Here is a 25,902-nt window from a genome sequence, read left to right as displayed (position 1 = left end):
CTGATCCGTTAATCACTTTTTCAATTTTTTCTTAAGCGTCTGTTTGGAGGCGCTTCTCTTCTTCCTGGTTGCAGCCTTTTTCACCAACGACTTTTTCCCTAATTGTTTCTTAGCTCTCTTTGCCGATACCTTTTTAACCTGAGAGGCCTTGGCCTTTTTCGTTGAGATTTTTTTCTTGGCGGCAATAGTTTTTTTGCTTGCCGAGCTCCTGGCTGTTTTTGCAACCTGCTTTTTCACTGTTTTCTTGGCAGCAGACTTTTTCTTAAGCAGTTTTTTTCTACTGCTCGTGTTCGCTGCCTGAAGCTGTTTTTTCACAACCTTCTTGTTTGATGACGCGGCTTTTTTCCGGCTTGCAGATGGTTTGCTTTGCTTGACGCTCTTTGCAGCGGATCTGGTCTTTACACTGACCTTTTTCTTCGATGGCGTTGTCGGTTTACGCTTCTTGGCAACAGACTTTTTCACAACCTTTGCCGTAGAACGGCGCTTGGTTGTGATCTTTTTCTTCGTTCGAGCGATTTTTTTGCGGCTTGCTACCGGCTTACCTTTCTTGCTGGTTGATTTTTTGGCAACTTTTGCCTTACTGCTGATTTTTTTCTTTTTCTTTACCTGAGCTGACTTTTCAGATGAGGGTTTTGCACGCTTCATAGCCGGCTTGGCACTTCCCTTGGATTTGCTCTTCGGCTTGCTCGTTTTGGCCTTTGTTGTCCCGCTCGGTTTGGCACTCTTCTGTGGGGGATTTTTCGAAGCTTTGGCCGCTTTAGCGGCTCTCTTTTTCTGGGTAGTCTTTTTTGAGGCCTGTTTGGATGGGCGCTTATCTGATTTCACCGGTTCGCTAGCCCGCTTCTCATCCCTCGCTTGGATTTGCTCCCCGGGTTCGGCCTGAGACACTGCCTCAGCCTGCGTCACGGCCTGGGAACCTGACATCTGCGCAGGGGGTTCAATTCCATTGTTTGCCGTGTCTGATGTTGCAGCTGTGGAACTCTGGGCATCTTCAATCGCCTGGATCAAGTGCCCGAAAACCGCCTCAAGGCTACCATTGCCATCCACCCGAGCCAACCGGCGACTCTTTTCATAATGAGTGATGAGCGGCGCGATCAGATGATCGAAAACATGAATCCGGCTGCTGACAGTCTCCTCATTGTCATCTGAACGTTGGTGCAGTCGGCCACCGCAGCTATCACAGACCCCATCGACAATGGGTGGATTGCGGTAGACATTATAGAGCTGGCCGCAGCTGCGACAGGTCCGCCTGCCAACCAGGCGCTCCATCAGGTGGTCATTATCGATATCGATCAACAACACCAGATCCAGTGGCTGGCCGATCTCCTGCAAAAGCTCATCCAGGGTAAGTGCCTGTAACAGGTTTCTGGGAAATCCGTCGAGAATGAATCCATCCGCCATGGCAGGAAGCAGCAGTTGCTCCCGTAGCAGTCCAAGAATGATATCTTCCGTTACAATCCGTCCCGCATCCTGCAGCGCCTTCACCTCCAGGCCCAATTGGCTCTCTTCAGCGATCGCCTGCTTGAGTAAATCACCCGTGGTTACGATGGCAAGACCAAGCTTTTCTGCCAACAGAGCGGACTGGGTTCTCTTACCGGCTCCAGGCGCCCCGAGTATCACGATACGCATTCCTTACAATTCCCCCTTGGCCAGATCACATTATCGTAAAATCCCTTGCTAAACAGCAATTTAGCCAGCCTGACCCCGTTTGAATCAGGATCAAGGCAGATGCCTGATTAGCTGCACTGTACATAGAATTTTTAGTTTTGTATTCAGGTTGTTAGTTAAACCTTGGCCCTGGGCACAAAGGATGTCTACTGCATGATACATAGGCTCTACGAATCGAAATGTACGAATTGCCGGGTTGCGTTCACTGATTTCAACTGACTAACAATTAAGAAATTCCATGGCTCCATCCAACTTTTGGATTAGCCGAATCTGGTTCGCTTGGTTAAGCTAATCCAAGATTTCCTGTAAAGTCAACGGACTTTACCAACCAGACATAAGGATCCTGACACTCTGGGCTACAGCAAAGACTCAGATAGAGACGTAACTCGCAGTTAATAGGCGGCCCCCGGTCTGCCGCCGTCCCAACAGGTTGAGCCATTCATCAATCCCCAATCCTTGGGTATAGAGTGACAGCCCGCCGGGTGTAGAACCCGGACTGCGTGACTAAAACCGGCATTGCCCGTGCGATGGCGCCATCTTGATGGCTCGCCGTGCGCCAATACCCGGGGCATGATCGGGATACCATGGTCTGGTCAGTATGTACTAAAAGGGTCGATTAGATTATTCTTCTCTGCCTCAGGAAGTGACTGTATGCAGAGTAACCTCATGTCTGAAATACCAGACATTACAGATTCTGAGCTCTGGATCATCGAAACCACTTTGACCGAGCGATATGGTTACAAGGTGGAGACGCAGATCGCAGACGCTGAGATCCGTCTGATGCCTTCGGACCGGGAGCTGAGCAGCTGCCCGGCCGTCTATTGGAATCAGGAGGGGTGTAACTTCATCATTTTCAAAACCGGCAGCCGAAAATACCGCTGCCAGTTCTTTTACCGTGGGTATCAGCAGTACGGTACCGGGGTGCGCGAATACGACGACCTGACAGAATGTGTGGTGTCACTGCTGCAGACCCAAGCGGATCATTCGGCTCGGGAAAAAGGTGATATCCAAGCGACCGAATAAATTTATAAAATATTTCAATATCAATAACATAAGGGGATCATCAATGACAGCAAAAAATGCTTTCTATGCACAATCAGGAGGCGTAACCGCAGTAATCAACGCTTCCGCCAGCGGTGTGATCGAAACAGCCCGTAAACATCCTGACCAGATTGCCAATGTCTACGCCGGCCGTAACGGCATCATCGGCGCACTCACCGAAGATCTGATCGATACCAGTCAGGAGTCTGCAGAAGATATCGCGGCACTCAAGCACACCCCCTCCGGCGGCTTCGGCTCCTGCCGTTTCAAACTGAAGAGCCTGGAAGACAACAAGCGTGAATATGAGCGCCTGATCGAGATCTTCAAAGCTCACAACATCGGCTACTTCTTCTACAACGGTGGCGGCGACTCTGCGGATACCTGCTACAAGGTCTCCCAACTCTCTGAAAAAATGGGATTTCCTGTACAAGCCATCCATGTCCCGAAAACCGTCGACAACGATCTGCCGATCACCGACAACTGCCCGGGTTTCGGCTCCGTGGCCAAATATATCGCCGTCTCCACTCTGGAGGCCTCCTACGATGTTCGCTCCATGGCAGCCACCTCCACCAAGATCTTCGTCATCGAAGTGATGGGGCGCCATGCGGGCTGGATTGCCGCCGCAGGTGGATTGGTCGAAGACCAGGGCATCCCGGTTGTGGTACTGTTTCCTGAAATCGAGTTCGATCAGGAGAAGTTCCTTGCCAATGTGGATGCCAAGGTTAAGGAGTTCGGATACTGCACCATCGTGGTATCCGAGGGTTGTCACTGGCCCGACGGAAAATTCCTCGCCGAACAGGGTACCCGGGATGCCTTCGGCCACGCTCAGCTGGGCGGTGCCGCTCCCGTTGTCGCCAATATGATCAAAGATGCCCTGGGACACAAATTCCACTGGGCGGTTGCAGACTACCTGCAACGGGCAGCTCGCCATCTCGCTTCTGAATCTGACGTGGAACAGGCCTATGCCCTGGGTCAGGCCGCTGTGGAGAAGGCACTGCAGGGTAAAAACTCCATCATGCCCACCGTGGTTCGTGAATCCTCCAATCCTTATAAATGGTCCATCGGTGAAGCGCCGCTCAGCGAAGTCGCCAATGTGGAAAAAATGATGCCAATGGAGTTCATCACTGAGGATGGCTTCGGTATCACAGAGGCCTGCAAAGAGTACCTCTACCCATTGATCAAAGGGGAGGCCTACCCCCCATACCTGGATAACGGCATGCCTGACTATGTCACCATGAAAGGGGCAGCAGTACCGAAAAAACTAGACGTTTTCGAACTATAGATAACGACAAACAGGGGCTGCTTCAGCCCCTTTTTTTGTGCTCAGCAACCGGTAACGATTGCCCCGGAGAATCAATCGTAGTGGAGGTCGGTCAAAGCTGGGCAAACGAAATGCATCAAGTTTTATTTTTTTAATATCTCAGGAGGATCTATAAAGTGAATACAGAACTGATCTTTGCCCTAGCCTGTGCCGCAGCTGCACTGGCTTACGGCTTCATATCCGTCAAATGGATTCTCGCGCAGCCGGAAGGCAACGAAAGAATGCGTGAGATTGCCGGCGCTGTGCAGGAAGGCGCTCAAGCCTATTTGAACCGCCAGTACACGGCGATCGGCTTTGTCGGTATCGTGGTTTTGGTGGTGATCTACTTCGGCCTGGATAGTGCCACCGCCATCGGGTTTGCGATTGGCGCCATCTTCTCCGGCCTGGCGGGCTATATCGGCATGAACATCTCGGTTCGCGCCAACCTGCGTACCGCTGAAGCGGCCCACGACGGCATCAATGCGGCACTGCAGGTCGCCTTCCGTGGCGGCGCCATCACCGGTATGCTGGTGGTTGGCCTGGCATTGCTGGGTGTTGCCGGATACTACTACGTCCTGAACATGATGGGTGTCTCCGACAGCCAGGCCCTGCACGCCCTGGTCGGTCTCGCCTTCGGCGGTTCACTGATCTCCATTTTCGCCCGACTGGGTGGCGGCATCTTCACCAAAGGTGCGGATGTGGGCGCCGATATCGTGGGCAAGGTAGAGGCCGGTATCCCGGAGGATGATCCACGCAACCCCGCGGTCATCGCCGACAACGTAGGTGACAACGTGGGTGACTGTGCCGGTATGGCCGCTGATCTGTTCGAGACCTATGCGGTAACCGTGGTTGCCACCATGCTGCTCGGCAGTCTGCTGGTTACGGGCGCCAGCAATGAAGCCGTCATCTATCCGCTGGTGCTGGGTGGAGTCTCTATCATAGCCTCTGTCATCGGCACCTACTTCGTCAGGGCCAAGGACAGCGATACCAACGTGATGCCTGCCCTCTACAAGGGACTGATTGTCGCCGGGGTACTGGCCGCTGTCGCCTTCTACTACGTCACAGACTACATGATGGGCAGTGTGGTGCTGACCGCAGGTGACACCACGGTTTCCGATCCAGTCATGGCGCTGTTCGGCTCTGCCATGATCGGCCTGGTTTTGACCGCTGCCATGGTGGTCATCACCGAGTACTACACCTCCACAGAGTACAATCCGGTGCGTTACATCGCGGAAGCCTCCACCACCGGTGACGGCACCAATGTCATTGCCGGCCTGGGTATCTCGATGAAATCCACCGCTGCCCCGGTACTGGTGATCTGTGCGGCGATCTGGGGTGCCTATGATATGGCTGGCCTCTACGGTATCGCTGTGGCAGCCACCTCAATGCTCTCCATGACCGGCATCATCGTTGCACTCGATGCTTACGGTCCAATCACCGACAACGCCGGTGGTATCGCTGAGATGGCCGAGCTGGACGAGAAGATCCGCAACATCACCGATCCACTGGATGCGGTTGGCAATACCACCAAAGCGGTCACCAAAGGCTATGCCATCGGCTCTGCCGGTCTGGCTGCGCTGGTACTGTTTGCCGACTACACCCACAGCCTTGAGAGCCATACCGGTACAGCGATCAGCTTCGATCTCTCCAATCACATGGTCCTGATCGGCCTGTTGATCGGTGGCTTGGTGCCCTTCCTGTTCGGCGCCATGGCGATGGAAGCCGTGGGTCGTGCGGCCGGCGGTATCGTCAACGAGGTACGTCGTCAGTTTCGTGAGAAACCGGGCATCATGGACCACAGCGAGAAACCGGAGTACGGCAATGCCGTGGACATGCTGACCAAAGCCGCGATCAGGGAGATGATCATCCCGTCACTGCTACCGATTGCCGTACCAATACTGGTCGGTCTGTTCCTCGGCGCACAAGCCCTGGGTGGTCTGCTGATCGGCACCATTGTCACCGGCCTGTTCGTGGCCATCTCAATGACCGCTGGCGGCGGCGCCTGGGACAATGCGAAAAAGTACATCGAAGATGGTAATTTCGGTGGTAAAGGATCTGATGCCCATAAAGCGGCTGTCACCGGCGACACCGTCGGCGACCCCTACAAAGACACCGCTGGTCCTGCGATCAATCCGTTGATCAAGATCATCAACATTGTCGCCCTGTTGATAGTGCCACTTCTCTAAAAGAGCACAGCAACAAAACTTCAAGGGGAGCCTCGGCTCCCCTTTTTTATAGCCTAAGACCATTTTGTAACTATGGTTTTAGCTCAAATCCTTCAAGCAGACAGATCTGAATCAGACGACCTGAATACATATCATTGAAAAATCAAGGTTTATCAAGGTCTCTACAGAAATGCAGACGACCCCTTACCGGGCGCTTGACCACGCCAAATAGGGCATTCCAACAACCCCCTCGCCGTTGTCAGGATAATCTACGCAACGATACGACTCTCGGGTCAAGCCATCAGGCCGGCTCATACTGGACACCCGCTCTGGTAATCCGTACCCTTCACATCTCACACCACCGGCCTACTGGCTGGATTCGATCACCGCTGTTTTTCACTGCAAGGTAAGACAAATGAACCTAGACCGTGTCTCTTCAGGAAAGAGTATTCCTGACGAAATCAACGTCATAATTGAAATTCCCTCGAACGCCGACCCTGTCAAGTATGAAGTGGACAAGGAGACCGGCGCGATGTTCGTCGACCGCATCCTGCGCACAGCTATGCACTACCCGGCCAACTACGGTTACATTCCCCATACCTTGTCAGACGACGGTGATCCCTGTGATGTGATGGTCCCCACGGCATTTCCACTGATTCCCGGTTCCGTGATCCGCTGTCGTCCTGTCGCGGTATTGAAAATGACGGACGAATCGGGCGACGATGCCAAAGTGGTTGCCGTACCTGTGGACGATGTCTCCAGCCGCTGGACCCACGTGAAATCCTATGATGACATGCCGGAAGAGCTGATGGAGCGTATTGCTCATTTTTTCGAACACTACAAGGATCTCGATGAGGGCAAATGGGTTCGTGTATCCGGCTGGGAAGGGGCTGAAGCGGCTAAAGAAGAGGTCAGCAACTCGGTACAGATGTTCCAGGATGCACCGGAAAAACCACACTTTTAAATCGGTCAGGGTGCCAAGCTGTCTGGCCAGGAGTGAAGTATGAAGGTCTGTATCGTATCTGACAGTCATGACCATATTCCGCTGCTGGATGCGGCAGTGGAATCGGCCAAGGCCGATGGCGCTGAGGCGGTACTTCATTGTGGTGACGTCGTCGCCCCAAGCACCCTCCACTGCCTGCAGAAATATGGCCTGCCTGTACATGTGATTCACGGCAATAACAGCGGTGATCTCTATACCCTGGCGCGGTTGGCCAACAATGATGACAGCCATATCCACTACCACGGTATGGATGCCGGGGTGGAGCTGGCCGGGCGGAAGATCTTCCTGGTCCACTACCCCCACTACGCAAGGGCCATGGCGGCTACCGGTGACTGGGATCTGGTCTGTTGCGGACACAGCCATAAGCTGAGTTTCGAACAATTCACCAATATCAAAGGGGGCACCACTCATCTGGTCAACCCCGGAACAATCGGTGGTGTTGGAAAATCACCGGCCACCTTTATCATGGCAAATCTGCAAGAGATGACCTTCGAAGCCCGGGAGGTTTCCAAACAAATTGAGCGGGAGGCGGGTTACTGATGGCGGAATTCACCCATTTCAACGCCTCCGGCGAGGCCCATATGGTGGATGTGGGCGACAAGGCCTCAACCCGAAGAAAAGCGGTGACCGAGGGCCACATCTCCATGCAGCCGGAAACGCTCGAAATGATCGTTGAGGGTCGCCATAAAAAGGGGGATGTCCTGGGAATCGCCCGGGTTGCCGGCATCATGGCGGCGAAAAAGGCGCCGGATCTGATTCCCCTATGCCACCCGCTGGCGATCACCAAGGTCGAAATCGATCTGCAAGCCGACGCCGAAACCAATACCATCCACTGTCGCGCCCATGTTGAGACCATTGGTCAGACCGGGGTCGAGATTGAAGCCCTCTGTGCCACTCAGGTCACCCTGCTGACCATCTACGACATGTGCAAGGCGGTGGACCGGGGAATGGCGATCCACCAGGTCCGCTTATTGGAGAAGAGTGGTGGAAAATCGGGAACCTGGGAAAGGGTCGATTAAAGTTTATTTTAGGCCTGCCGTTTAAGTTTGTGCATTTACGTGAAGCCTGTCACAATCTAACGCCGCTAAGTTGACAGACTATTAGTAACTTTCTGAGTAGTAAGGATGCACAAATGGGTAAATTCGTAGAGTGGTCCGATGCCTTGAGCGTCGGTATCGAAGAGATCGATGAACAGCATAAGATGCTGGTCGATCTGGTCAACAAAATGCATGAGGCGATACATCAGCGCCACGGCAGTGATGTGGTCAAAAGCATCCTGACCGATCTCGCAGATTACACTCGTATCCATTTTGCCGTGGAAGAGAGCCTGATGCGCATCCTCAACTATCCTGGCTATGAAGAGCATAAGGAGGTGCACGAGGAGTTGCTAGGGTCTGTCGCGGATCTGCTGGATAAAGTAGCGGCTGGCAAGACCGCCATCGGTTTTGAGCTGATGCACTTCCTCAAGACCTGGCTGACCAAACACATCATGGAAGAGGATATGCAGTACAGCGGCTTCTTCCTGCAGGCAGGCGCCCAACCGAAACTGGGTAAAAAATCCTGGATTCAACGACTCTGGGGCTAGTTGCCTAATACCCATACAGGCTAAAATCGAGGGTTCATTGAGCTTAGGAAGACCATGAACCCTTATTACCACCGGGCCCACTTTCTCAAAAGTGCCGCCAAACTCTCCCAATCCCCCATCGACGAGGGCTACGAAGTCGCTTTTGCCGGCCGCTCCAATGCTGGCAAATCGAGCGCTTTGAATACCCTATGCAGCCAGAAGTCCTTGGCGCGTACCAGTAAAACGCCAGGTAGAACCCAGCTGTTGAACTTCTTTGAACTGGATGAACAGCGCAGACTCGTTGACCTGCCCGGTTACGGTTATGCAAAGGTCGCAGAAGCGGTGAAAAAGCAGTGGCAAAGGAGCCTGGCAAACTATATTGAGCATCGCCAGTGCCTCAGAGGGTTGATCCTGTTAATGGATATTCGGCATCCACTCACCCAATATGACTTGCAAATGCTGCAGTGGAATACCCACCACGGCCTTCCCACCCATATTCTCCTGACCAAGGCGGACAAACTTAAAACCGGAGCGGCAAAGAGCACTCAGCTACAGGTGCAGCGAAGCCTGAGCGATCACCCAGAAATTTCCGTTCAACGCTTCTCTTCTCTGAAAAAAGAGGGCATAGAGACATGTCATCAGGTTCTGGACAGTTGGTTCGAATTGCCAGATCTGCCTCATACGTGAGTGCATTTAAAACCCTCTCGAATTCACAAAAGCCTTAAGCCCGGTTGAGGAACCCTCGCCATTGCCATACGTTCTTAGGATTGATCTCCACAATCAGCTTAACCTCGAACCACTTTGCGAAGGTCATGCAGTGACAAATTGTCAGACAATTAATTCGTAAACAGGATAAGGACTTATCCAAAATAAGAGTGGCTCAACCTGTCAGATTGACAGTCATCTGAATCTGCAGGCAGGCATCCTGAGAAGCATTCCTGAGCACGTTCTCATCCCATCACACGCTTATCAGCAACCAGCTAACCCCTTGATAAATTGATATAAGTAGCGTTCTACCAAGACAATTCCTGACCCGCTCACGCCTCTCAGCCTAAAAGTTGGTGCACTTATTGTATGGAGAGTCTGTTTACTGCGACTTATAAAAAAACTATTGAGGGAGTAAATCACCATGAAACTCAAAAAAACAGCCCAAGCCATGATTCTCGTACTAACCAGTGGAATGTTGAGTATTCCTCACGTGCACGCACAAATGAGTAATAACCAAATGTCCGGCATGAGCGGGATGTCCGGCATGGGTGGCATGAGCGGGATGTCCGGCATGGGCGGCATGAGCGGGATGTCCGGCATGGGTGGCATGAGCGGGATGTCCGGCATGGGCGGAACGTATGGAACTTACCGTGTGACACCTCAAGGAGTTCAACTCTATCCAGCCGGCATGAGCGGAATGTCCGGTATGGGTGGCATGAGCGGAATGTCCGGTATGGGCGGCATGAGTGGAATGTCCGGTATGGGCGGAATGTCCGGCATGGGCGGAATGTCCGGCATGGGCGGGATGTCCGGCATGGGTGGCATGAGCGGAATGTCCGGTATGGGTGGCATGGGCGGAATGTCCGGTATGGGCGGCATGAGCGGAATGTCCGGTATGGGTGGCATGAGCGGAATGTCCGGCATGGGTGGCATGAGCGGAATGTCCGGTATGGGCGGCATGAGCGGGATGTCCGGTATGGGCGGAATGGGTGGCATGAGCGGGATGTCCGGAATGGGTGGCATGAGCGGGATGTCCGGAATGGGTGGCATGAGCGGGATGTCCGGAATGGGCGGTATGAGCGGGATGTCCGGTATGGGCGGCATGAGTGGAATGTCCGGGATGTCCGGAATGGGTGGCATGAGCGGGATGTCCGGCATGAGCGGCATGAACGGGATGTCCGGAATGGGTGGCATGAGCGGGATGTCCGGTATGGATGGAATGAGCGGCATGGGCGGCCAGCAGAGTCGCGCCTGGTATCGGTTCTGGTGATAGGGCGGAACGCTCCCTACTGAGTTACTGAAACAACATGGCTGCCATCGGATTTACGATGGCAGCCTATTCATTCCAATAGCACTAAACAGTGCAATCTTTTGGCGGACTTATCGACAATAGAATGTTAGATAGCTCAAAAGAGAAGCAAAAAAGCGAGACTCAATGTGAGGCCTGCCCGATCCGCAGCATGGCTTTATTTAAACGCGTTCCTCAGGATCAACTTGGACATACTCAGAATCACCGCTCTTCGCAACTCACCTATGAGGCAAAATCACATCTCTACCATGAAGGAGAAACCAGCACTCACGTTTACACGCTTTTCAGTGGTTGCGTGAAATTATACAAGACACTAAAAAACGGCAAGATCCAGGGACTGCGGTTTGCTACACCAGGGGATTTTTTAGGTTTCCAGGGCGACCTGGAAGGTACGATGCATCATGGTGCTGTTGCCCTTACAGATATCACGGTGTGTGCGTTTTCAAAGGATGAAGTTTACAGAATGATCTGTGAGCATAAAGATATCGCTTCAGAATTAATTATGAAAAACGCCAAGATGATGGCTTTCTGTCAGGAGCATTTAGCCAGCACCGGAGCCAAAAGCGCTGTAGAGAGCATTGCTTTTACACTGGTTGAATTCAACCATCGGCTTAAACAACTCAATAGAACCAACACACCACCCTATGACAACCGTCCGATCGACTTACCTATCACCCAAGAAGACCTTGCAGATGCAGTTGGTTTGACGGCTATCCATGTAAACAGAACACTCAGACAACTCAAACAGGACAATTTAATTGCTTGTGGCAAAGGAAAGATACAGGTTCTGAATGAAGAAAAACTCAAATCATTGGCTCATTTTGATCCAAATTGCCTGCATGTAAGCAACATTCTTTAATCACTTTAAGTTCAGCCCACGTCATTGCACAAACCACTCCTGTTATCCTCAATTTAGGTTTTGTAGCACTTCGATTGAAAACCTACTTAAGTAACAAGCCAACCATCAAAACACTTTTAATAGTGTGGCCATATCGCCATCATATTTTCGAAAATCATTAACATAAGTTAATTACAACCAGCGCACAGAACAATAGCATTCACTCGTGTCAGAAAAGTCTCGCACTATGAGAACCTCACAAAAATAAGCTGACCCATCGTTTCACAAGCATTATTAATACTTTCAACAGCAGCTTGGTTGTCTGGTTATACAGTATCTACTGAATACTGATGATCATTGCGTTACCGACAACCGGCACAATAACGAAATCGCTGTTACTTATACATTGTATGAGTAGATGAGGAGATTGCTATGAAACAAAGCCAAACGGCACTGATATTGCTGCTCATGAGTTTGATGCTTTGTGTTACACAGATCCAGGCAAATGAAGTAGAAGACCCGGAGCATGACTATCTTGGCTCCCGCTGGGACCCAATTCACTTCAAACCCGCCATCGACCAGGCCAGTGATGAGCAGTGCCTCAACTGTCACCAGGAAATTATTCAGAGAAAGTCTCGTAGCGAATCGCCAGCAGGAATCAAATCAGAAGAGAGTATTGCCTGGTATCAGGCAAATCCGAACTATACCGGCCCTCAAGAGACATTTCATCGTCGCCACCTTATAACCCCTGAAGCCAGACGCTTCATGCAATTCAAATGCATCACCTGTCACCAAGGACATGACCCAAAAGATGAAGTTTCAGGCAGCTCAGAAACATCACAATCCGGATTGATTTTGCGTAAGGCCGTTGATCCCGACATCTGCCTTATGTGCCATGGGAGATTCGATTACAAAGTGATGTCAGGTCTATCCGGCGATTGGCCTGAAGTCGCAGAAAAATTTGAAAATGATTGTGTTACTTGTCACAAGGAATACAGGACAGTCCGTCATAAATTGAACTTTCTTAATGAATATGAAATTGAAAACCTGCAAGCCAACGAAAGTGATCTTTGTTACGGCTGCCATGGTGGACGCGCCTGGTATGCCATTCCCTATCCCTACGTAAGACGTCCCTGGTTGCAAAGAATGCCAGGTGCATTACCTGAGTGGGCAAAAAATCGTCCAACGGAATACGATTCTCGTTTCACGAATTAGTCTCTTTTGCCAACACTTACAGAGACAAAAACCGGAACAGTGACGATGATAAAGAAACATGCACTAACAAAGCTGATCAACAACTCCCTGAATCAGGAACGCAGAAATTTTCTCAAGGTATCAGCAACTGGTTTTGCAACATTGGCCGCAGGCGGGCTTGTCAAAATCAATAAAGCTACTGCACAAGCTTATCAACCCTATCCTACCGACAACCAATTGGAAACGGTTGTCACCAGTTGCGCCCATAACTGTGGTTCACGTCATATGCTGGTAGCTCATAAACAGAATGATGTGATTGTGCGACTCTCTTCGGATGATGGACGCTACCAACGGGATGGTTGCTATGGCAAGGATACGGATGAGGAACCGCAACTCAGAGCCTGTCTTCGCGGCAGAGCCTATCGAGAACGCATCTATTGCGCCGAAAGATTACTCTATCCGATGATGCGTGTTGGCGAAAGAGGTTCAGGTAAATTCAAACGTGTCTCCTGGGATGAAGCACTGGATTTCATCGCCAATAAGCTCATCGAAATAAAAGCCCAGTATGGATCACAAGCCATACTCGATCAGAGCTATGCTGGGGCCTCTTATGGTGTCTTACATAAATCAGATCAAATCGAAGGTTTGCAAGGGCGTTTTCTGGGAATGTTTGCCTGTCGCACGAGTTGCTGGTCCGTTCCCTCCTATCAGGGTACTACCACAAGTTCACGTTGGACCTTCGGTACCATTGAAGACGGCAATGAAGATGATACTTTCGCCCATTCGAAACTATTGATCATGTGGGGCTGGAATCCAGCCTACACATTTCATGGCGGAAATACCATCTACTACATGCGTAAGGCGAAACAGAATGGCTGTAAGTTCGTCGTAATCGATCCCTTATACACCGATACAGCAGCCACCTTCGATGCTTGGTGGATTCCAATCAAGCCCAATACCGATGCAGCAATGATGGCTGGTATGGCACATTACATCTTTACCAACAATCTACAGGACCAGGCATTCATCAATAAATTTGTACAAGGTATGGATGCAGACACCATGCCTGAATGGTCAAAAAATTCACCCAACGGCACAGAAAATTTCAAAGATTATATTCTGGGCAAGTATGACGGTCAGCCTAAAACACCGGAGTGGGCTGAAAAGATCTGTGGCGTCAAGGCAGCAGATATCAGAAAACTTGCTGATATGTATGCCACAACGAAACCAGCCGCACTCAAAGCGTGCTGGGGCCCTGGACGAAACGACTACGGTGAACAGTATAATCGAATGGCAGCCGCACTACAGGCTATGACCGGTAATATCGGCATACTCGGCGGCTGTGCCGAAGGTGTAGGTAAGGCCTGGCATGCAGAAGGGGTGGCCCACCCATATGATGATTATTCCAATATCTGGTTCTCCTCGATCAAATCGGATCGTTGGGCTCATATTGTCAACAACTACCCCAACGTAACCCGCCAGGAAGCTGGTCTCTGGCCACGCGATGACAATCTTGACGGTGTGATCCCGAATATCCGTGGCATATTCTATCAAGGATCAAACTGGTTCAACCAACTCACCAATATCAATGCAGAAATCGAAGCCATCAACAAGTTGGATCTGGTGGTTTGCCTCGACCAGACGATTACAACCTCCGGTCTCTATTCTGACGTATTGTTACCGATCTGCACACACTTCGAAAGACATGATGTAGCCCTTCCCTGGTACAAGGGTCATTACTATATACACAGACCTAAAGTGATCGAACCATTGGGTGAAAGCAAGTCTGACTTTCAGGTGTTTACGGAACTTGCCTACCGCTTAGGTAACATGACAGGTATCGGCGATAAGTTTGGCCAGGCATACAACCCGAAAGCCACGCGTGACTATTGGAACAACCCAGACCCGGTCGATGAGGAGTATCTGCGTACCTGGTGGGAAGAGCGGGTAATGCATCACCAACATGTGGAAATGCCCTGGACGGAGTTTAAAAAGCACGGTGTCTACAAAGTAAAACTTGAGCGTCCGCACATCGCCTTTCAGGATCAGGTGGAACTTGGCCTACCGTTTCAGACACCTTCAGGAAAAATTGAAATCCTGTGTGACGAACTGGCTCGCATCAACGACTGGACCAAAACACGTTATGGCTACCATATTCCTTCAATTCCAAAATGGATTGAACCTTTCGAATCCCTGAACCACCCAACCAAAACAGAAAAGTATCCATTTCATTTGATCACGCCACATCCAAGACATAGAACACATTCAATTTTCAATAACAGCGCCATCCTGCGAGAAACCTATGATCAGGAGATTACAATCAATGCCGGTGACGCGAAAAAGCTCGGTATCTCTACAGGAGACAAAATTGAAGTATGGAACGATCGTGGCAGATTGGTGGTTCCGGCTTATGTGACCCAAAGATGTCTGCCTGGCGTTGTCGCCATCCCCGAAGGGGCATGGATCGATTTGGACAGCAAAGGCATCGATCGTGCCGGTAATCCCAATATGCTCAGCGCTGACACACCGAGTCCAGCAGGATCTTTTGCCTACAACACCATTCTCGTAAACATACGTAAAACAACACTACAACATCGTGCAGGCTGGGATGAAACATCCATATCCAGAACCCATGTCTTTGGCCGCGACATCTAGTCGATCAACTGGAGTTCATTCGTATGAGCAAAACCATGGACAAATCAAAAATAAAAGCAGCGGTCAAACGGCGTAAACAACAGGTTTACACACCTGTTGATCCTGATCAACAATTAGGCTTCATACATCATAATGTTGATTGTATTGGCTGCCGTGCCTGTGAAATAGCATGTAAAGACAAAAACGGGCTTGCGCCGGGACCACGCTTTCGCCGAGTAAGCTACATTGAGGGAGGTGATTTTCCCGATGTCTATGCTTACAAGGTCAACATGTCTTGCAACCACTGTGCACAACCTGCCTGCCTGCCGACCTGCCCAACAGGCGCCATCTTCAAACGTAAGCAAGACGGCATTGTCGACATTGACTCCTCACTTTGTATCGGTTGCAGACGTTGTGAAGCCGCCTGTCCATACGGCGCACCTCAATTCGATCCCAGTGATAATCTGGTTAAAAAATGCAACATGTGCGTCGATGAGATCGATGCCGGACGCAAACCATACTGTGTTATGGCCTGTATGATGCGCGTGTTGGATATCGGCCCAATCGATCAACTCGATAGCGGCAATTTCGATACAACAGCGATTGGACCAAATGAACAGCCTGTCAAACAGGTCAAGAACATGGCTGATCCAAAACTAACCAATCCCTCGATTCGTTTCATTGCCCACTCTAAAGGCAACGTAGATAACGATAATTCTTAACATAAAAGTTGAACCGATAACCCAGGAGTCAATGAATGCTGCTTAAAACTGTATTGATACTCTTACTATTACTACCAAATCTATGTCAGGCTTTGAATATCGAGAATGGCAAACGGATTAACAGGAGCTGTGCACTCTGCCACGGTGACTATGGTCAGGGAACTCCTGGCACCATGTCTCCCAGATTGGCCGGCTTACCCGCCGACTATCTGGAAAAGGAACTCAAATTCTATCGTTCCGGTGAACGAAGTTATGCTCCTATGGTTATCGCTTCGTCCATCAAAAAAATGACCGATGACGATATCAGGGACATTTCGGAATACCTCGCAGGGGTCAACTTACGCAATCTCAACCTGCCAAAAATCCCTGAATACCCTAATGGCAAACCCGACAAAGGCAAAGAAATATTCAATGATGTGTGCAAATCCTGCCACAAGAAATCAGGTTTGGGAAAACCTAAAAAGGACATACCACCGGTAGCAGGGCAATACGGCAGTTACATCTTTAGCCAAATCAAAAAATTTCAGGATAAACAACGTCACCATGACGACGATCCTGAAGACGAAACATTCGATGACTATGCTGACTCTGAAATCGATGACATTATCGCCTATGTCACAACTCTACCTGCTCATCCACCTCTTCCTGAAACAAATGACTTCTCGGTAGGCATGTCCAGCATGATGGACAGTATGAGTATGGTCGGTATGGTACAGGGAGGCGATCAGGACGATCTCAATATATCCGGCCAATTCAGAGTCACACCTTCCGGCGATATTGTTCTCAAGCCGCTCAATCAGGATATGCGTTCTATCGCTGGTCTATCCGGCAACTTCAGAATCACCCCAACAGGAATACTGTTCATGCCCAATTAATGCAAATCACCTTTCCATCAGGCAGATAACTAGTAAAACTATTTCGGAAGCGAAATGATCTGCCTGCATATTCATCGACTATGGGGAGACGATCATGAAATTATCTACCAAATATAATCTCTGCTTCTTAGCTTTCTTACTCCTTACATTCAACCTGTCCGCCGGTGAAGATCCTGAGGTAGAGATTGCTGACATCTATCAATCAGTCATTAAAATGAGCCTTGCCAGCGGTGTCAGCCTAGCCGACGCAGGTGACGCCATGACATCCAAAGCGGCAGAATTGAACCTGCGCCTGGTTGGACGTCAGAAGGTGCATGAAGAGGTACGAGCCCGAGGTTTGAAATCCCCCCATCTCGAGATTCTGCAGTTCTGCGATCCGGAAGACGCCGTACAGATGGTAGTCAGTGATCCTCTCTATTCAGCCTACATGCCATGCCGTATATCTCTGGTGGAAGATCAGCATGGAAAAGCCTGGCTCTATATGCTCAACCTCGACATGTTGATCAACAGCACCTCCCTATCGCCGGAACTGCAGACCATCGCAATTCGTGTCAACCAGGCCATGCTTGCAGTAATGACGGCGGGTGCCACTGGAGATTTCTAAATAACAACAACAGACAAATTGGCCAGTGCCTCAGTCAACGTAGAAGACCGATACCAGGAACGCCTGAACAGATACCGGATTACTCGATGGAACAATGGATAAAAATAGTCGCTCAGCAGTTAGCCAACAAAACGGAGTGGTATGGACTGATTGTCGCTTTTCCCGAATATCGCCCAGATCTATTCAAAACCCTGGCACATGAACTGAACTATTCATTTTACGATTATCGTGAAACCGAGATGGCACCTCTCGGCATGAAGGCTGCAGACCTGACCCTTGCTGAACTCGATCGCACTCTGTTCGAGACGATGCAGGCAGGACCAACAGTACTACATAATATTGAATCGTTGCTGGTCTCAAAACAGAATCAGTCAGTGATAACCTGGCTAACAGAATTCAGCACCAAACCCTGGGGACATAATGTGGTGCTGCCCGTTGTCATTCTGGCCGATGCAGCACTCAAGCTACAACCGGATGCAGTCGTCGATCTCACTCAAACCACATTCCCTGAACAGTCACTGATCTCACGCCTCATGCACTGATTTGGGTTATCACAGAGAGCTCTCGACAGATGCAACAGATCCGTGCGCTTACAAATACCTTACAAAATATGCGTATTGGAACAGGGCAATCCTGTCCGTAAGAGATCTAAGAAAATCAATACCATATAAAAAAGTGGCCCCATCAGCCTAAGGGGAGAGACTGACGGGGCCGGATCTTCCCGGATGGGGTCACCGGGAAGGGGTGGGTCGCAAAGGGAGGAAAAGCGACCCGTGCCGTACGACTTACAGAACCTCTGACTGGGCTGCCCGGAAAAAGTTCAGCAACCTACTCAACTATTTTGCATCTGCCTCAATGGGCCTCGTCCCAATTGTCACCCACACCGACATCCACCAGGAGTGGGACATCGAGTAGAGCCGCCCCCTGCATACGCTCCGTCAGCACTGTCGTGGCCTCTTGCAGATACTCCGGTTCGACCTCGAAGACCAACTCATCGTGTACCTGCATCAGCATCTGCACTGGCGGTTTCTCCCCTTCAATCCACTGATCGACCGAGAGCATGGCCCGTTTAATGATATCCGCCGCTGTACCCTGCATGGGCGCATTGATGGCGGTGCGCTCAGCGGCTGTACGGCGCTGATGATTGCGGGCATTGATATCGGGCAGATAGAGGCGACGACCGTACAGGGTCTCCACATAGCCCTGCTGATGGGCCTGCTCACGGATTCGATCCATAAACTCAGCCACGCCGGGGTAGCGATCGAAATAGAGGTCGACATACTCCTGGGCTGCCTTCCGCTCGATACCCAGCTGTCGTGCCAGACCGAAGGCCGACATTCCGTAGATCAAGCCGAAATTGATCGCTTTGGCAGAACGGCGCTGCTCTGAACTCACCTGCTCCAGCTCGGTGCCGAAAACCTCTGCTGCGGTAGCGGTATGGATGTCCTTACCCTCTGAGAAGGCCTGTAACAGCCCCTGATCCTGTGACAGATGGGCCATGATGCGCAGTTCAATCTGGGAATAGTCGGCTGCCACCATTTTCCAGCCGGCTTGAGGCACAAAGGCCTGTCGGATACGACGCCCCTCCTCGCTGCGAATCGGGATATTCTGCAGATTCGGGTCGGTTGAGGAGAGTCTGCCGGTGGCGGCGACAGCCTGATGATAGGAGGTATGCACCCTTCCTGTGGTCGGATTGACCATCTCGGGCAGCTTATCGGTGTAGGTGGATTTCAGTTTAGCCAATCCCCGGTGTTGCAGGATCACCGACGGCAGTTCATGCCCCTGATGGGCCAATTCGACCAACACCGACTCGGCGGTGGATGGGGCCCCTTTCGGGGTTTTGCTGATCACCGGCAACTGCAGCTCATTGAAAAAAACCTCACCGATCTGTTTCGGCGAGCCCAGATTGAAGTTGTGGCCGGCCAGGCTGTAGGCCTGCTGCTCCAGCTCATGAAGCTGCCGGGCAAAAGCGTCACTCTGCTGACGCAGCATCGTGCTATCGACGCTGACCCCGTTACGCTCAATGCGAGAAAGCACCGGAACCAGAGCCACTTCCAGTTCATTGAAGAGCTTTGTTAGTGAAGACTCACTTTCTAGTTTCGGCCAGATTTCCTGGTGCAACCTTAAGGTTATATCCGCATCTTCGGCAGCGTATGGCGAGGCCTGATCCAGCTCGATCTGATTGAACGTGAGCTGTTTTTTGCCCTTCCCGGCGATATCCTCAAAGTGGATCGTGGCGTGGTTCAGATAGTTTTTCGCCAACGAATCCATATCGTGGCGGGTTGCCGTGGAATTGAGCACATAGGACTCCAGCATGGTGTCAAAGGCGATACCCTGCATCTGGATGCCATAGCGGGCCAGCACGCTCATGTCGTATTTCAGATTCTGACCCACCTTTTTCTGCTCAGGGTCTTCCAGCAGGGGCTTGAACTGCTCCAACACCCACTCCAGAGAGAGCTGTTCCGGAGCCCCCGGATAGTCATGGGCTAGGGGCACATAGGCCGCCTCACCGGGCGAGATGGCAAAGGAGATACCCACCAGTTCGGCCTGCATGTAATCGAGGCTGGTGGTCTCCGTGTCAAAGGCGAACAGTTCACTGGAACTGAGTCGTTTCAGCCACTTGAGCAGCTCCGCCTGGCTGAGAATGGTCTGATAATCTGCCTCGACAGCGGCCTCTGCCTCCGCTTGCGGCGCCTCCTGGTCGGTACCCTCAAGGCTCGCCAGCAGCCGATTGGACTCCATGCGCTGAAAATGGCTTCCCAGCAGTGACGTGTTCTGGTCTCCGATGCTGTGATCCTTGGGCGCCTGATCGAGCGCCACATCCAGCTTAATTGTCGCCAATTTTCTCGATAATGGTAGCTGTTCAAGACTGGATCGAAGATTTTCGCCTATTTTACCACCAATTTCGTCTGCATGACTGATCAGCTCATCCAGCGTTTCGTAGCTTTTAAGCCATTTTGCTGCGGTTTTCGGACCACATTTCGGTACCCCCGGTATATTGTCCGCACTGTCACCCACCAGGGCCAGATAGTCGATAATCTGGTCCGGTCTGACACCGAATTTGTCCATTACCCCCTGCTCATCCGTGGTGGTCTCGGACATGGTATTGACCAGGCTTACCGAGGGATTGACCAGCTGAGCCATATCCTTGTCTCCCGTGGAGATCACCGTCTCCAGGCCGGCTTCCGTCGCCTGCACAGCCAGGGTGCCAATCACATCATCCGCCTCAACACCGGCCACCATAACCAGCGGCAGCCCCATGGCCTGAACGATTTCATGCAGGGGTTCGATCTGACAGCGCAGATCCTCCGGCATCGGCGGCCGATTGGCCTTGTAGTCGGGATAGAGTTCATTGCGGAAACTACCGCCCGGCGCATCGAAGACCACCGCCATATAGTGCGGCTGATAATCACCGATCAGACGACGCAGCATGTTGAGCACCCCGACGATCGCTCCTGTCGGCTCCCCCTGTGAGTTACTGAGGTCCGGTAGGGCGTGGTAGGCCCGAAACAGGTAGGATGATCCATCAACCAGAACAAATGGCGGCTTTTCTGACATAACTTATTGTTTATCCTATGAATACTTTACCATGGAAGGCGATCCAGGCTGCTCATGTTAGCGGAAAACAGGCGGCTTTGTCGCCTTTCCACAAGGTTTGAACAAGCCTAAACAACATTCCTTACTATTTTTCTTGGTCTTTATCCAGATCTGATCTATCTTTAAATGCGTGGGGCACAAAAACCCAATAATACGACCACGAAAAATACAACCACCACCACTGGAGAATACCAATGCCTGAGATGAATCCTATGGCTGTGGAGAACAGCAATACGCCCGAGGGCTTCGAGGATTGGACTGAGGAACAAGCCATTCAGCTTGCTGCCGAAGAGAATATCGAACTGACCGATGCCCATTGGGAAGTGATCCACTTCCTACGCAGTCACTGCGAACAGAATGGCGCCACCTGTAGCGCCAGACTGGTACTCAAAGCCATGACCGGACAGGTCAAAGACCGGGGTGGCAAGAAATATCTCTATAGCCTCTTCCCAAGAGGACCGGTTGTTCAGGCCTGCAAGATTGCCGGCATTCCCCTGCCACCCTACTCGCTCGATCTCTCATTTGGCAGCGTGCACTGATCGATCAATCTCTCGTGAGGGGCTGCTACAGCCCCTCCCCACTCCCTATTTTCTACCCACAACAGCCCAACAGCTAGGGCTGGACTCAAGACCATTCGCTCTGGTACCAGGCTGAACAATGCCGCTACAATAAAACAGAGCTGATCTCTCCGGCAAAAGAGAGGGTGTTCAACAATGCCTGAAGTTTCTCGCCAGTGTGCTGGAGAGATCAGAGATCAAAGCCTGTTCGTTTGCACTGGAGCGCATTGATTTCGAGATGCGTGGACTTTCACATAGGGAAACCTGAAGCTGATCGATACCAATGCAGTGCGCCTAATAACCTCCCTATCCCGTGTATCCATATCGACGGTAAAAGTCATCGCCTGTTCAATCCTGCTGATTGGTATCGGACTGCAGGCGGATGCGGCAACAGCAACCCAGCCTCTCGACCGCCCGGTGATCGGTCTTGTGCTAAGTGGAGGCGGCGCACGGGGAGCTTCACATATTGGGGTACTGAAAGTACTCGAAGCGCTCCACATCCCCATCGATGTGATAACCGGCACCAGCATGGGCGCCATCGTCGGTGGCCTGTATGCCTATGGCTATACGGTGGAGGAGATTGAGCAACTGCTGGCTGAAACCGATTGGGATGCCGCATTTCAAGATCAACCCCCCAGGCAGAACCGGAGCTTTCGCCGCAAACACGATGATTACGATTTTCTCATCAAGCAGGAAGCCGGGATTGAAGACTGGAACCTCGTCATACCGAAAGGACTGCTACAGGGTCAGCAACTTAGCCTCAGACTTAAATCACTGACTCTGCTGGCGCCAGATGATTTCGATCTGCTGCCAATCAGATTTCGTGCCGTAGGCGCCGATATAGAGACCGGTGAAGCGGTCACACTGGCTAACGGCCCTCTCTCAACCGCCATGCTTGCGAGCATGGCGATCCCTGGCGTTTTTGCACCAGTCGATTGGCACGGCCGGTTACTGGTCGACGGCGGATTCGCCAATAACCTGCCAGTTCAGCAAGCCCTTGATCTGGGTGCCGACAGATTGATCGTGGTTGATCTCAGTACCAAGCCACAAAGTCGGGAAGGGCTTTCATCGCCACTGAGCATACTCAACCAGATTCTGGGCTTTTCCACATTGAGCAATACGCAACAGCAACTGGAAAAACTCACTGACAAGGATATTTTGATAAAGCCGGACCTAGGCAACCACTCGTCCACTGACTTCTGGCGTGCCGCTGAAATGATCGACAACGGTATGACCGCAGCAAACCAAATGGCGCAGCAGCTGGCACAACTCTCTCTATCGGAAGAGTTGTATGCCGCACACATGACCTCACTCCGACAAAGGGAGAGCGCAACGCCGCTTATCGACCAGATCAGCTTCGAAAACCATTCGCCTCTGAGCACGGATGTACTGCAGGCAAACATTTCGGCAAGCGAGGGCGAAAAACTCAATATCGCGAAACTGGAGGAGGAGATCAATCAGCTGTATGGCATGAACATCTTTGAACGGGTCGATTACAATCTTCTGCAGAAGGATCACCAAAACGAATTGAAGATTCGTGCAACAGAAAAGGAGTGGGGGCCTAACTACTTAAGATTCGGCCTGACCATGGAGACCAATTTTGATGGATCCGGGATTTTCAACCTGGCCTCAAGCCATACCATGACACCCATCAACAGTATGGGGGGAGAATGGCGTACAGAAGTGCAGATCGGCCATGATCAGCGGATCACCACAGAGCTGTATCAACCCATCGACTATAACCTCAGATACTATTTTCGAACTTTGCTGGGTTACTACGAAACCCATGCCGGGGTATTTGAATCCGGTCGCCAGGTGGCTGACCTGAATGTGAACTACTCCAATTTTTTACTCGCCGGTGGACGTCAATTTGGCAATTGGGGCCAGCTCGAGATCGGCGCGTATGCAGGCTCAGGTGATGTCAGTCCATACATTGGCGATCTGTCGACCTCCTCGGAAGAGATCAAATTCGGCACTTGGGTCGTAACCTTTACTTACGACCAATTGGATAGCATCAATTTTCCCCGTCACGGGCTGATGGCAAACCTATCCTGGTCGGCCAGCAGAGATGAGCTTGGGGCTGAGGAAGAGTATGACACATTCAATATCAATGGCCTGTGGGCAAATACCTGGAACAAGAATACCCTTATGCTGTGGGCTGGCGCTGCCGGAGTGACCAATACAGATGGACCGGTAAACACTGGATTTTCCATCGGTGGTCTGTTCAATCTCTCCGGCTATCAGGAATCAGAACTCGCCGGGCGTTACGCCGGACTCATACGATTGATCTATTTAAGAGAACTGGGCGACAGTCGATCGGTTTTAAAAATACCGGTCTATGCGGGAGTCTCGTTAGAAGCTGGCAATGTCTGGGATGAGCGGGATGATATCGCCATGGATAGATTAAGAACGGCAGGCAGTATCACCCTATCGATGGATTCACCACTTGGCCCAATATACCTGGCACGGGGTTTTGCAGAAAATGGCCGCACTGAAAATTACCTATACCTGGGTCGTACCTTTTCATTTTTCTGAATCGCTTGCTTGCCGATTTCGAATTTCGGATTTCTTGGCAGAAAATGGTTAAAGACAACAGATGCCCGGCGGCATGACCCGCCGAGCTCAGTCCGGCTTGAGCCTCGATTGAATTCTCGACATTTGCGTTTTTAAACGCCACCGGTTGCCGGGATTACCATACTCCCTGCACTTGGTCGTTTACGGATTGCTGGCGGCCCCGCCTCCAGACTCGCCAGTGTCATCGGACCGACGATGCCATCGACCGCCAATCTACGGCTTGCCTGATATTGTCTGACCCGACTATCCGTCTTAGGCCCGAAGATACCGTCGACCCAAAGCGGGGGAGGGGGCATTCGTGCATTTAACAGATTCTGCACATAGGCAACGGCCAGGCCTGAAGTACCTTTTTGCGGATATTTTTTTCTACCGTAGTGCTGGTTACCTTTATCCCCCAGGTCCGGTAGATCTGCCTTTTCCATCGTTTGTCTCCTTGCGGGTATCGATTTTATTAGCCAGCCAGCAATGCTTTGAGCCAAAACAAGCAGATGTGTTATAGCGGCAATAATTCTCTTCTTGTGTGATTCAAGCTGAATATCCTTTCAGCAATACAGGGCACTTTGTCAGCCTATTGAACATAAGAATATATGATAGTGTTCAATAAAAAAGGTGAATAAGACACCAAGGAAAATGCGTAATATTTACTTGTTAGAATAGCAATCCAGAAGCGCGTACCGATCAGACCATGAATTTCAATATGCTCAGCCTTTAGTGCTGCAGACGATCATAGGTTGATCGTTTTCAGGCTGACTACCCGTTCGATCCAAGGCAAAGTGGTGTTGCTTCTCTCCTAGGGTCTGTTTGGGCGGGAAAATTATCGGCCGTCCACTACTTGCACCAGCGATCAACATCCGCCTTTAACCGCTGCATATGGCTTTTACGTTCAGCCTCGCTGAGATAACTCCTATCCCCATCCTTCTTATAGTTGTAAATTCCACGAGCCCTGTTATGCGAGTTATATCGGTCTTTGGCATAGATACACTTTTTCTTTCTTTTTTCCCGCTCTTGTTTTGCTTTCTGCTTGGCCTCTTTCTTTTCGCTACGCTCCTCTTCAAACGCATCGAGCATTTTGCGCATCTTCTGCTGTCGTTGCTGAGGGGAGTCGCCAGTGGAACCGGAGGAGGGGGTCTGTTTGATCTTCACCTCAGTGGAAGATTCGGAAACAGGGCGATCACTGAAATGGACCCGTCCATGCTCATCGGTCCACTTATAGACACCCGCATAGAGACTGTGCGAGAAAATGGCGCTGATCACGACTGCCCGAAGCAAAACATTCATTGTCAAATCCTTGAAATGTAATTAAGTATCCATCACTAAACCATTCCCGCCAAGCCGCTCGCTGTTGCGGCTCATGGGGGGCCATTCATCCAAACAACCACTGATTGAATACTAATTCAGACAGATGTTGCTATCCAGCCGCCTGACTCTCTGAACGGGTCACTTCGCACTTTAGTCCAGCATGCGCCGGGATGTTGTAGAGAGGAATAATCAGTTGTTCCTGAAATAGACTATCAAAAAAACAGCGTAGAAAATATTCGGGCGTATTGGA

Annotated in this window: 22 protein-coding genes; 18 read left to right on the top strand and 4 right to left on the bottom strand. The window is 51.0% G+C overall.

The window, feature by feature from the left end; genetic code table 11:
• Window positions 1-12: 12 nt before the first annotated feature.
• On the bottom strand, window positions 13-1,629 hold the full coding sequence (locus A3193_RS16490; protein ID WP_069015311.1) for an adenylate kinase family protein: 1,617 nt from the start codon (window positions 1,627-1,629) through the stop codon (window positions 13-15).
• A 705-nt stretch (window positions 1,630-2,334) separates the two neighbouring features.
• Between A3193_RS16490 and A3193_RS16485 the strand changes: the two genes are divergently transcribed.
• The 16 genes from A3193_RS16485 to A3193_RS16410 all read left to right on the top strand — a co-directional run bounded on the left by A3193_RS16485 (window position 2,335) and on the right by A3193_RS16410 (window position 18,167).
• The gene (locus A3193_RS16485; RefSeq protein ID WP_069015516.1) at window positions 2,335-2,691 is read left to right on the top strand and encodes a hypothetical protein; all 357 of its coding nucleotides are present in this window, start codon (window positions 2,335-2,337) and stop codon (window positions 2,689-2,691) included.
• 43 nt (window positions 2,692-2,734) lie between these two features.
• Window positions 2,735-3,991 carry a 6-phosphofructokinase gene (locus A3193_RS16480; protein WP_069003151.1) on the top strand — a complete coding sequence of 419 codons (1,257 nt, stop codon included), beginning with the start codon at window positions 2,735-2,737 and terminating at the stop codon, window positions 3,989-3,991.
• A 155-nt stretch (window positions 3,992-4,146) separates the two neighbouring features.
• The gene (locus tag A3193_RS16475; RefSeq protein WP_069015310.1) at window positions 4,147-6,195 is read left to right on the top strand and encodes a sodium-translocating pyrophosphatase; all 2,049 of its coding nucleotides are present in this window, start codon (window positions 4,147-4,149) and stop codon (window positions 6,193-6,195) included.
• A gap of 394 nt (window positions 6,196-6,589) precedes the next feature.
• Window positions 6,590-7,138: an inorganic diphosphatase gene (gene ppa / locus A3193_RS16470; RefSeq protein ID WP_069003153.1), complete on the top strand. Its 549-nt coding sequence runs from the start codon at window positions 6,590-6,592 to the stop codon at window positions 7,136-7,138.
• A 39-nt stretch (window positions 7,139-7,177) separates the two neighbouring features.
• On the top strand, window positions 7,178-7,717 hold the full coding sequence (locus tag A3193_RS16465; RefSeq protein WP_069003154.1) for a metallophosphoesterase family protein: 540 nt from the start codon (window positions 7,178-7,180) through the stop codon (window positions 7,715-7,717).
• The gene (gene moaC / locus A3193_RS16460; RefSeq protein WP_069003155.1) at window positions 7,717-8,196 is read left to right on the top strand and encodes a cyclic pyranopterin monophosphate synthase MoaC; all 480 of its coding nucleotides are present in this window, start codon (window positions 7,717-7,719) and stop codon (window positions 8,194-8,196) included. Before A3193_RS16465 ends, moaC begins: the two co-directional genes overlap by 1 nt.
• A 113-nt stretch (window positions 8,197-8,309) precedes the next feature.
• A complete protein-coding gene (locus A3193_RS16455; protein WP_069003156.1) occupies window positions 8,310-8,762 on the top strand; it encodes a bacteriohemerythrin in 453 nt (150 codons plus the stop codon).
• A 54-nt stretch (window positions 8,763-8,816) separates the two neighbouring features.
• A complete protein-coding gene (yihA, locus tag A3193_RS16450; RefSeq protein ID WP_069003157.1) occupies window positions 8,817-9,428 on the top strand; it encodes a ribosome biogenesis GTP-binding protein YihA/YsxC in 612 nt (203 codons plus the stop codon).
• Window positions 9,429-9,951: 523 nt separating this feature from the next.
• The gene (locus A3193_RS20825) at window positions 9,952-10,719 is read left to right on the top strand and encodes a hypothetical protein (protein ID WP_235615019.1); all 768 of its coding nucleotides are present in this window, start codon (window positions 9,952-9,954) and stop codon (window positions 10,717-10,719) included.
• A gap of 124 nt (window positions 10,720-10,843) precedes the next feature.
• The gene (locus A3193_RS16440) at window positions 10,844-11,617 is read left to right on the top strand and encodes a Crp/Fnr family transcriptional regulator (protein ID WP_069003158.1); all 774 of its coding nucleotides are present in this window, start codon (window positions 10,844-10,846) and stop codon (window positions 11,615-11,617) included.
• A gap of 411 nt (window positions 11,618-12,028) precedes the next feature.
• Window positions 12,029-12,811, top strand: a complete 783-nt coding sequence (locus tag A3193_RS16435) for a cytochrome c3 family protein (protein WP_069003159.1) — start codon at window positions 12,029-12,031, stop codon at window positions 12,809-12,811.
• Between the two features lie 45 nt (window positions 12,812-12,856).
• Window positions 12,857-15,445 (top strand): molybdopterin-containing oxidoreductase family protein, encoded by a 2,589-nt coding sequence (locus A3193_RS16430; protein ID WP_069015309.1) that lies wholly within the window; start codon window positions 12,857-12,859, stop codon window positions 15,443-15,445.
• Between the two features lie 23 nt (window positions 15,446-15,468).
• Entirely contained in the window at window positions 15,469-16,146 is a 678-nt protein-coding gene (locus A3193_RS16425; RefSeq protein ID WP_069015308.1) for a 4Fe-4S dicluster domain-containing protein, read from the top strand.
• Between the two features lie 35 nt (window positions 16,147-16,181).
• Window positions 16,182-17,021, top strand: a complete 840-nt coding sequence (locus A3193_RS16420) for a c-type cytochrome (RefSeq protein ID WP_069003162.1) — start codon at window positions 16,182-16,184, stop codon at window positions 17,019-17,021.
• Window positions 17,022-17,115: 94 nt separating this feature from the next.
• Entirely contained in the window at window positions 17,116-17,625 is a 510-nt protein-coding gene (locus A3193_RS16415; protein WP_069003163.1) for a DUF302 domain-containing protein, read from the top strand.
• A gap of 86 nt (window positions 17,626-17,711) precedes the next feature.
• The gene (locus A3193_RS16410) at window positions 17,712-18,167 is read left to right on the top strand and encodes a hypothetical protein (protein ID WP_069003164.1); all 456 of its coding nucleotides are present in this window, start codon (window positions 17,712-17,714) and stop codon (window positions 18,165-18,167) included.
• 310 nt (window positions 18,168-18,477) lie between these two features.
• Here A3193_RS16410 and polA read toward each other — a convergent pair whose 3' ends face one another.
• The gene (gene polA / locus A3193_RS16405; RefSeq protein ID WP_069015307.1) at window positions 18,478-21,183 is read right to left on the bottom strand and encodes a DNA polymerase I; all 2,706 of its coding nucleotides are present in this window, start codon (window positions 21,181-21,183) and stop codon (window positions 18,478-18,480) included.
• Between the two features lie 233 nt (window positions 21,184-21,416).
• Here polA and A3193_RS16400 point away from each other — a divergent pair, with 233 nt between their 5' ends.
• Window positions 21,417-21,761, top strand: a complete 345-nt coding sequence (locus A3193_RS16400; protein WP_069003166.1) for a TusE/DsrC/DsvC family sulfur relay protein — start codon at window positions 21,417-21,419, stop codon at window positions 21,759-21,761.
• A 306-nt stretch (window positions 21,762-22,067) separates the two neighbouring features.
• A complete protein-coding gene (locus A3193_RS16395) occupies window positions 22,068-24,314 on the top strand; it encodes a patatin-like phospholipase family protein (protein ID WP_141694553.1) in 2,247 nt (748 codons plus the stop codon).
• Between the two features lie 131 nt (window positions 24,315-24,445).
• On the opposite strand, the gene A3193_RS16390 is transcribed toward A3193_RS16395, so the two are convergent.
• Both A3193_RS16390 and A3193_RS16385 read right to left on the bottom strand, forming a co-directional pair.
• Window positions 24,446-24,775, bottom strand: coding sequence for a peptidoglycan-binding domain-containing protein (locus A3193_RS16390; RefSeq protein WP_069003167.1), 330 nt, complete (start codon window positions 24,773-24,775; stop codon window positions 24,446-24,448).
• A 406-nt stretch (window positions 24,776-25,181) separates the two neighbouring features.
• Window positions 25,182-25,631 (bottom strand): DUF4124 domain-containing protein, encoded by a 450-nt coding sequence (locus A3193_RS16385; protein WP_068994685.1) that lies wholly within the window; start codon window positions 25,629-25,631, stop codon window positions 25,182-25,184.
• Window positions 25,632-25,902 lie beyond the last annotated feature (271 nt).

It is taken from the genome of Candidatus Thiodiazotropha endoloripes, from assembly GCF_001708965.1.
In the GTDB taxonomy this organism is placed as follows: Bacteria; Pseudomonadota; Gammaproteobacteria; order Chromatiales; family Chromatiaceae; genus Thiodiazotropha; species Thiodiazotropha endoloripes.
This window is presented reverse-complemented; position numbering and strand designations above follow the sequence as displayed.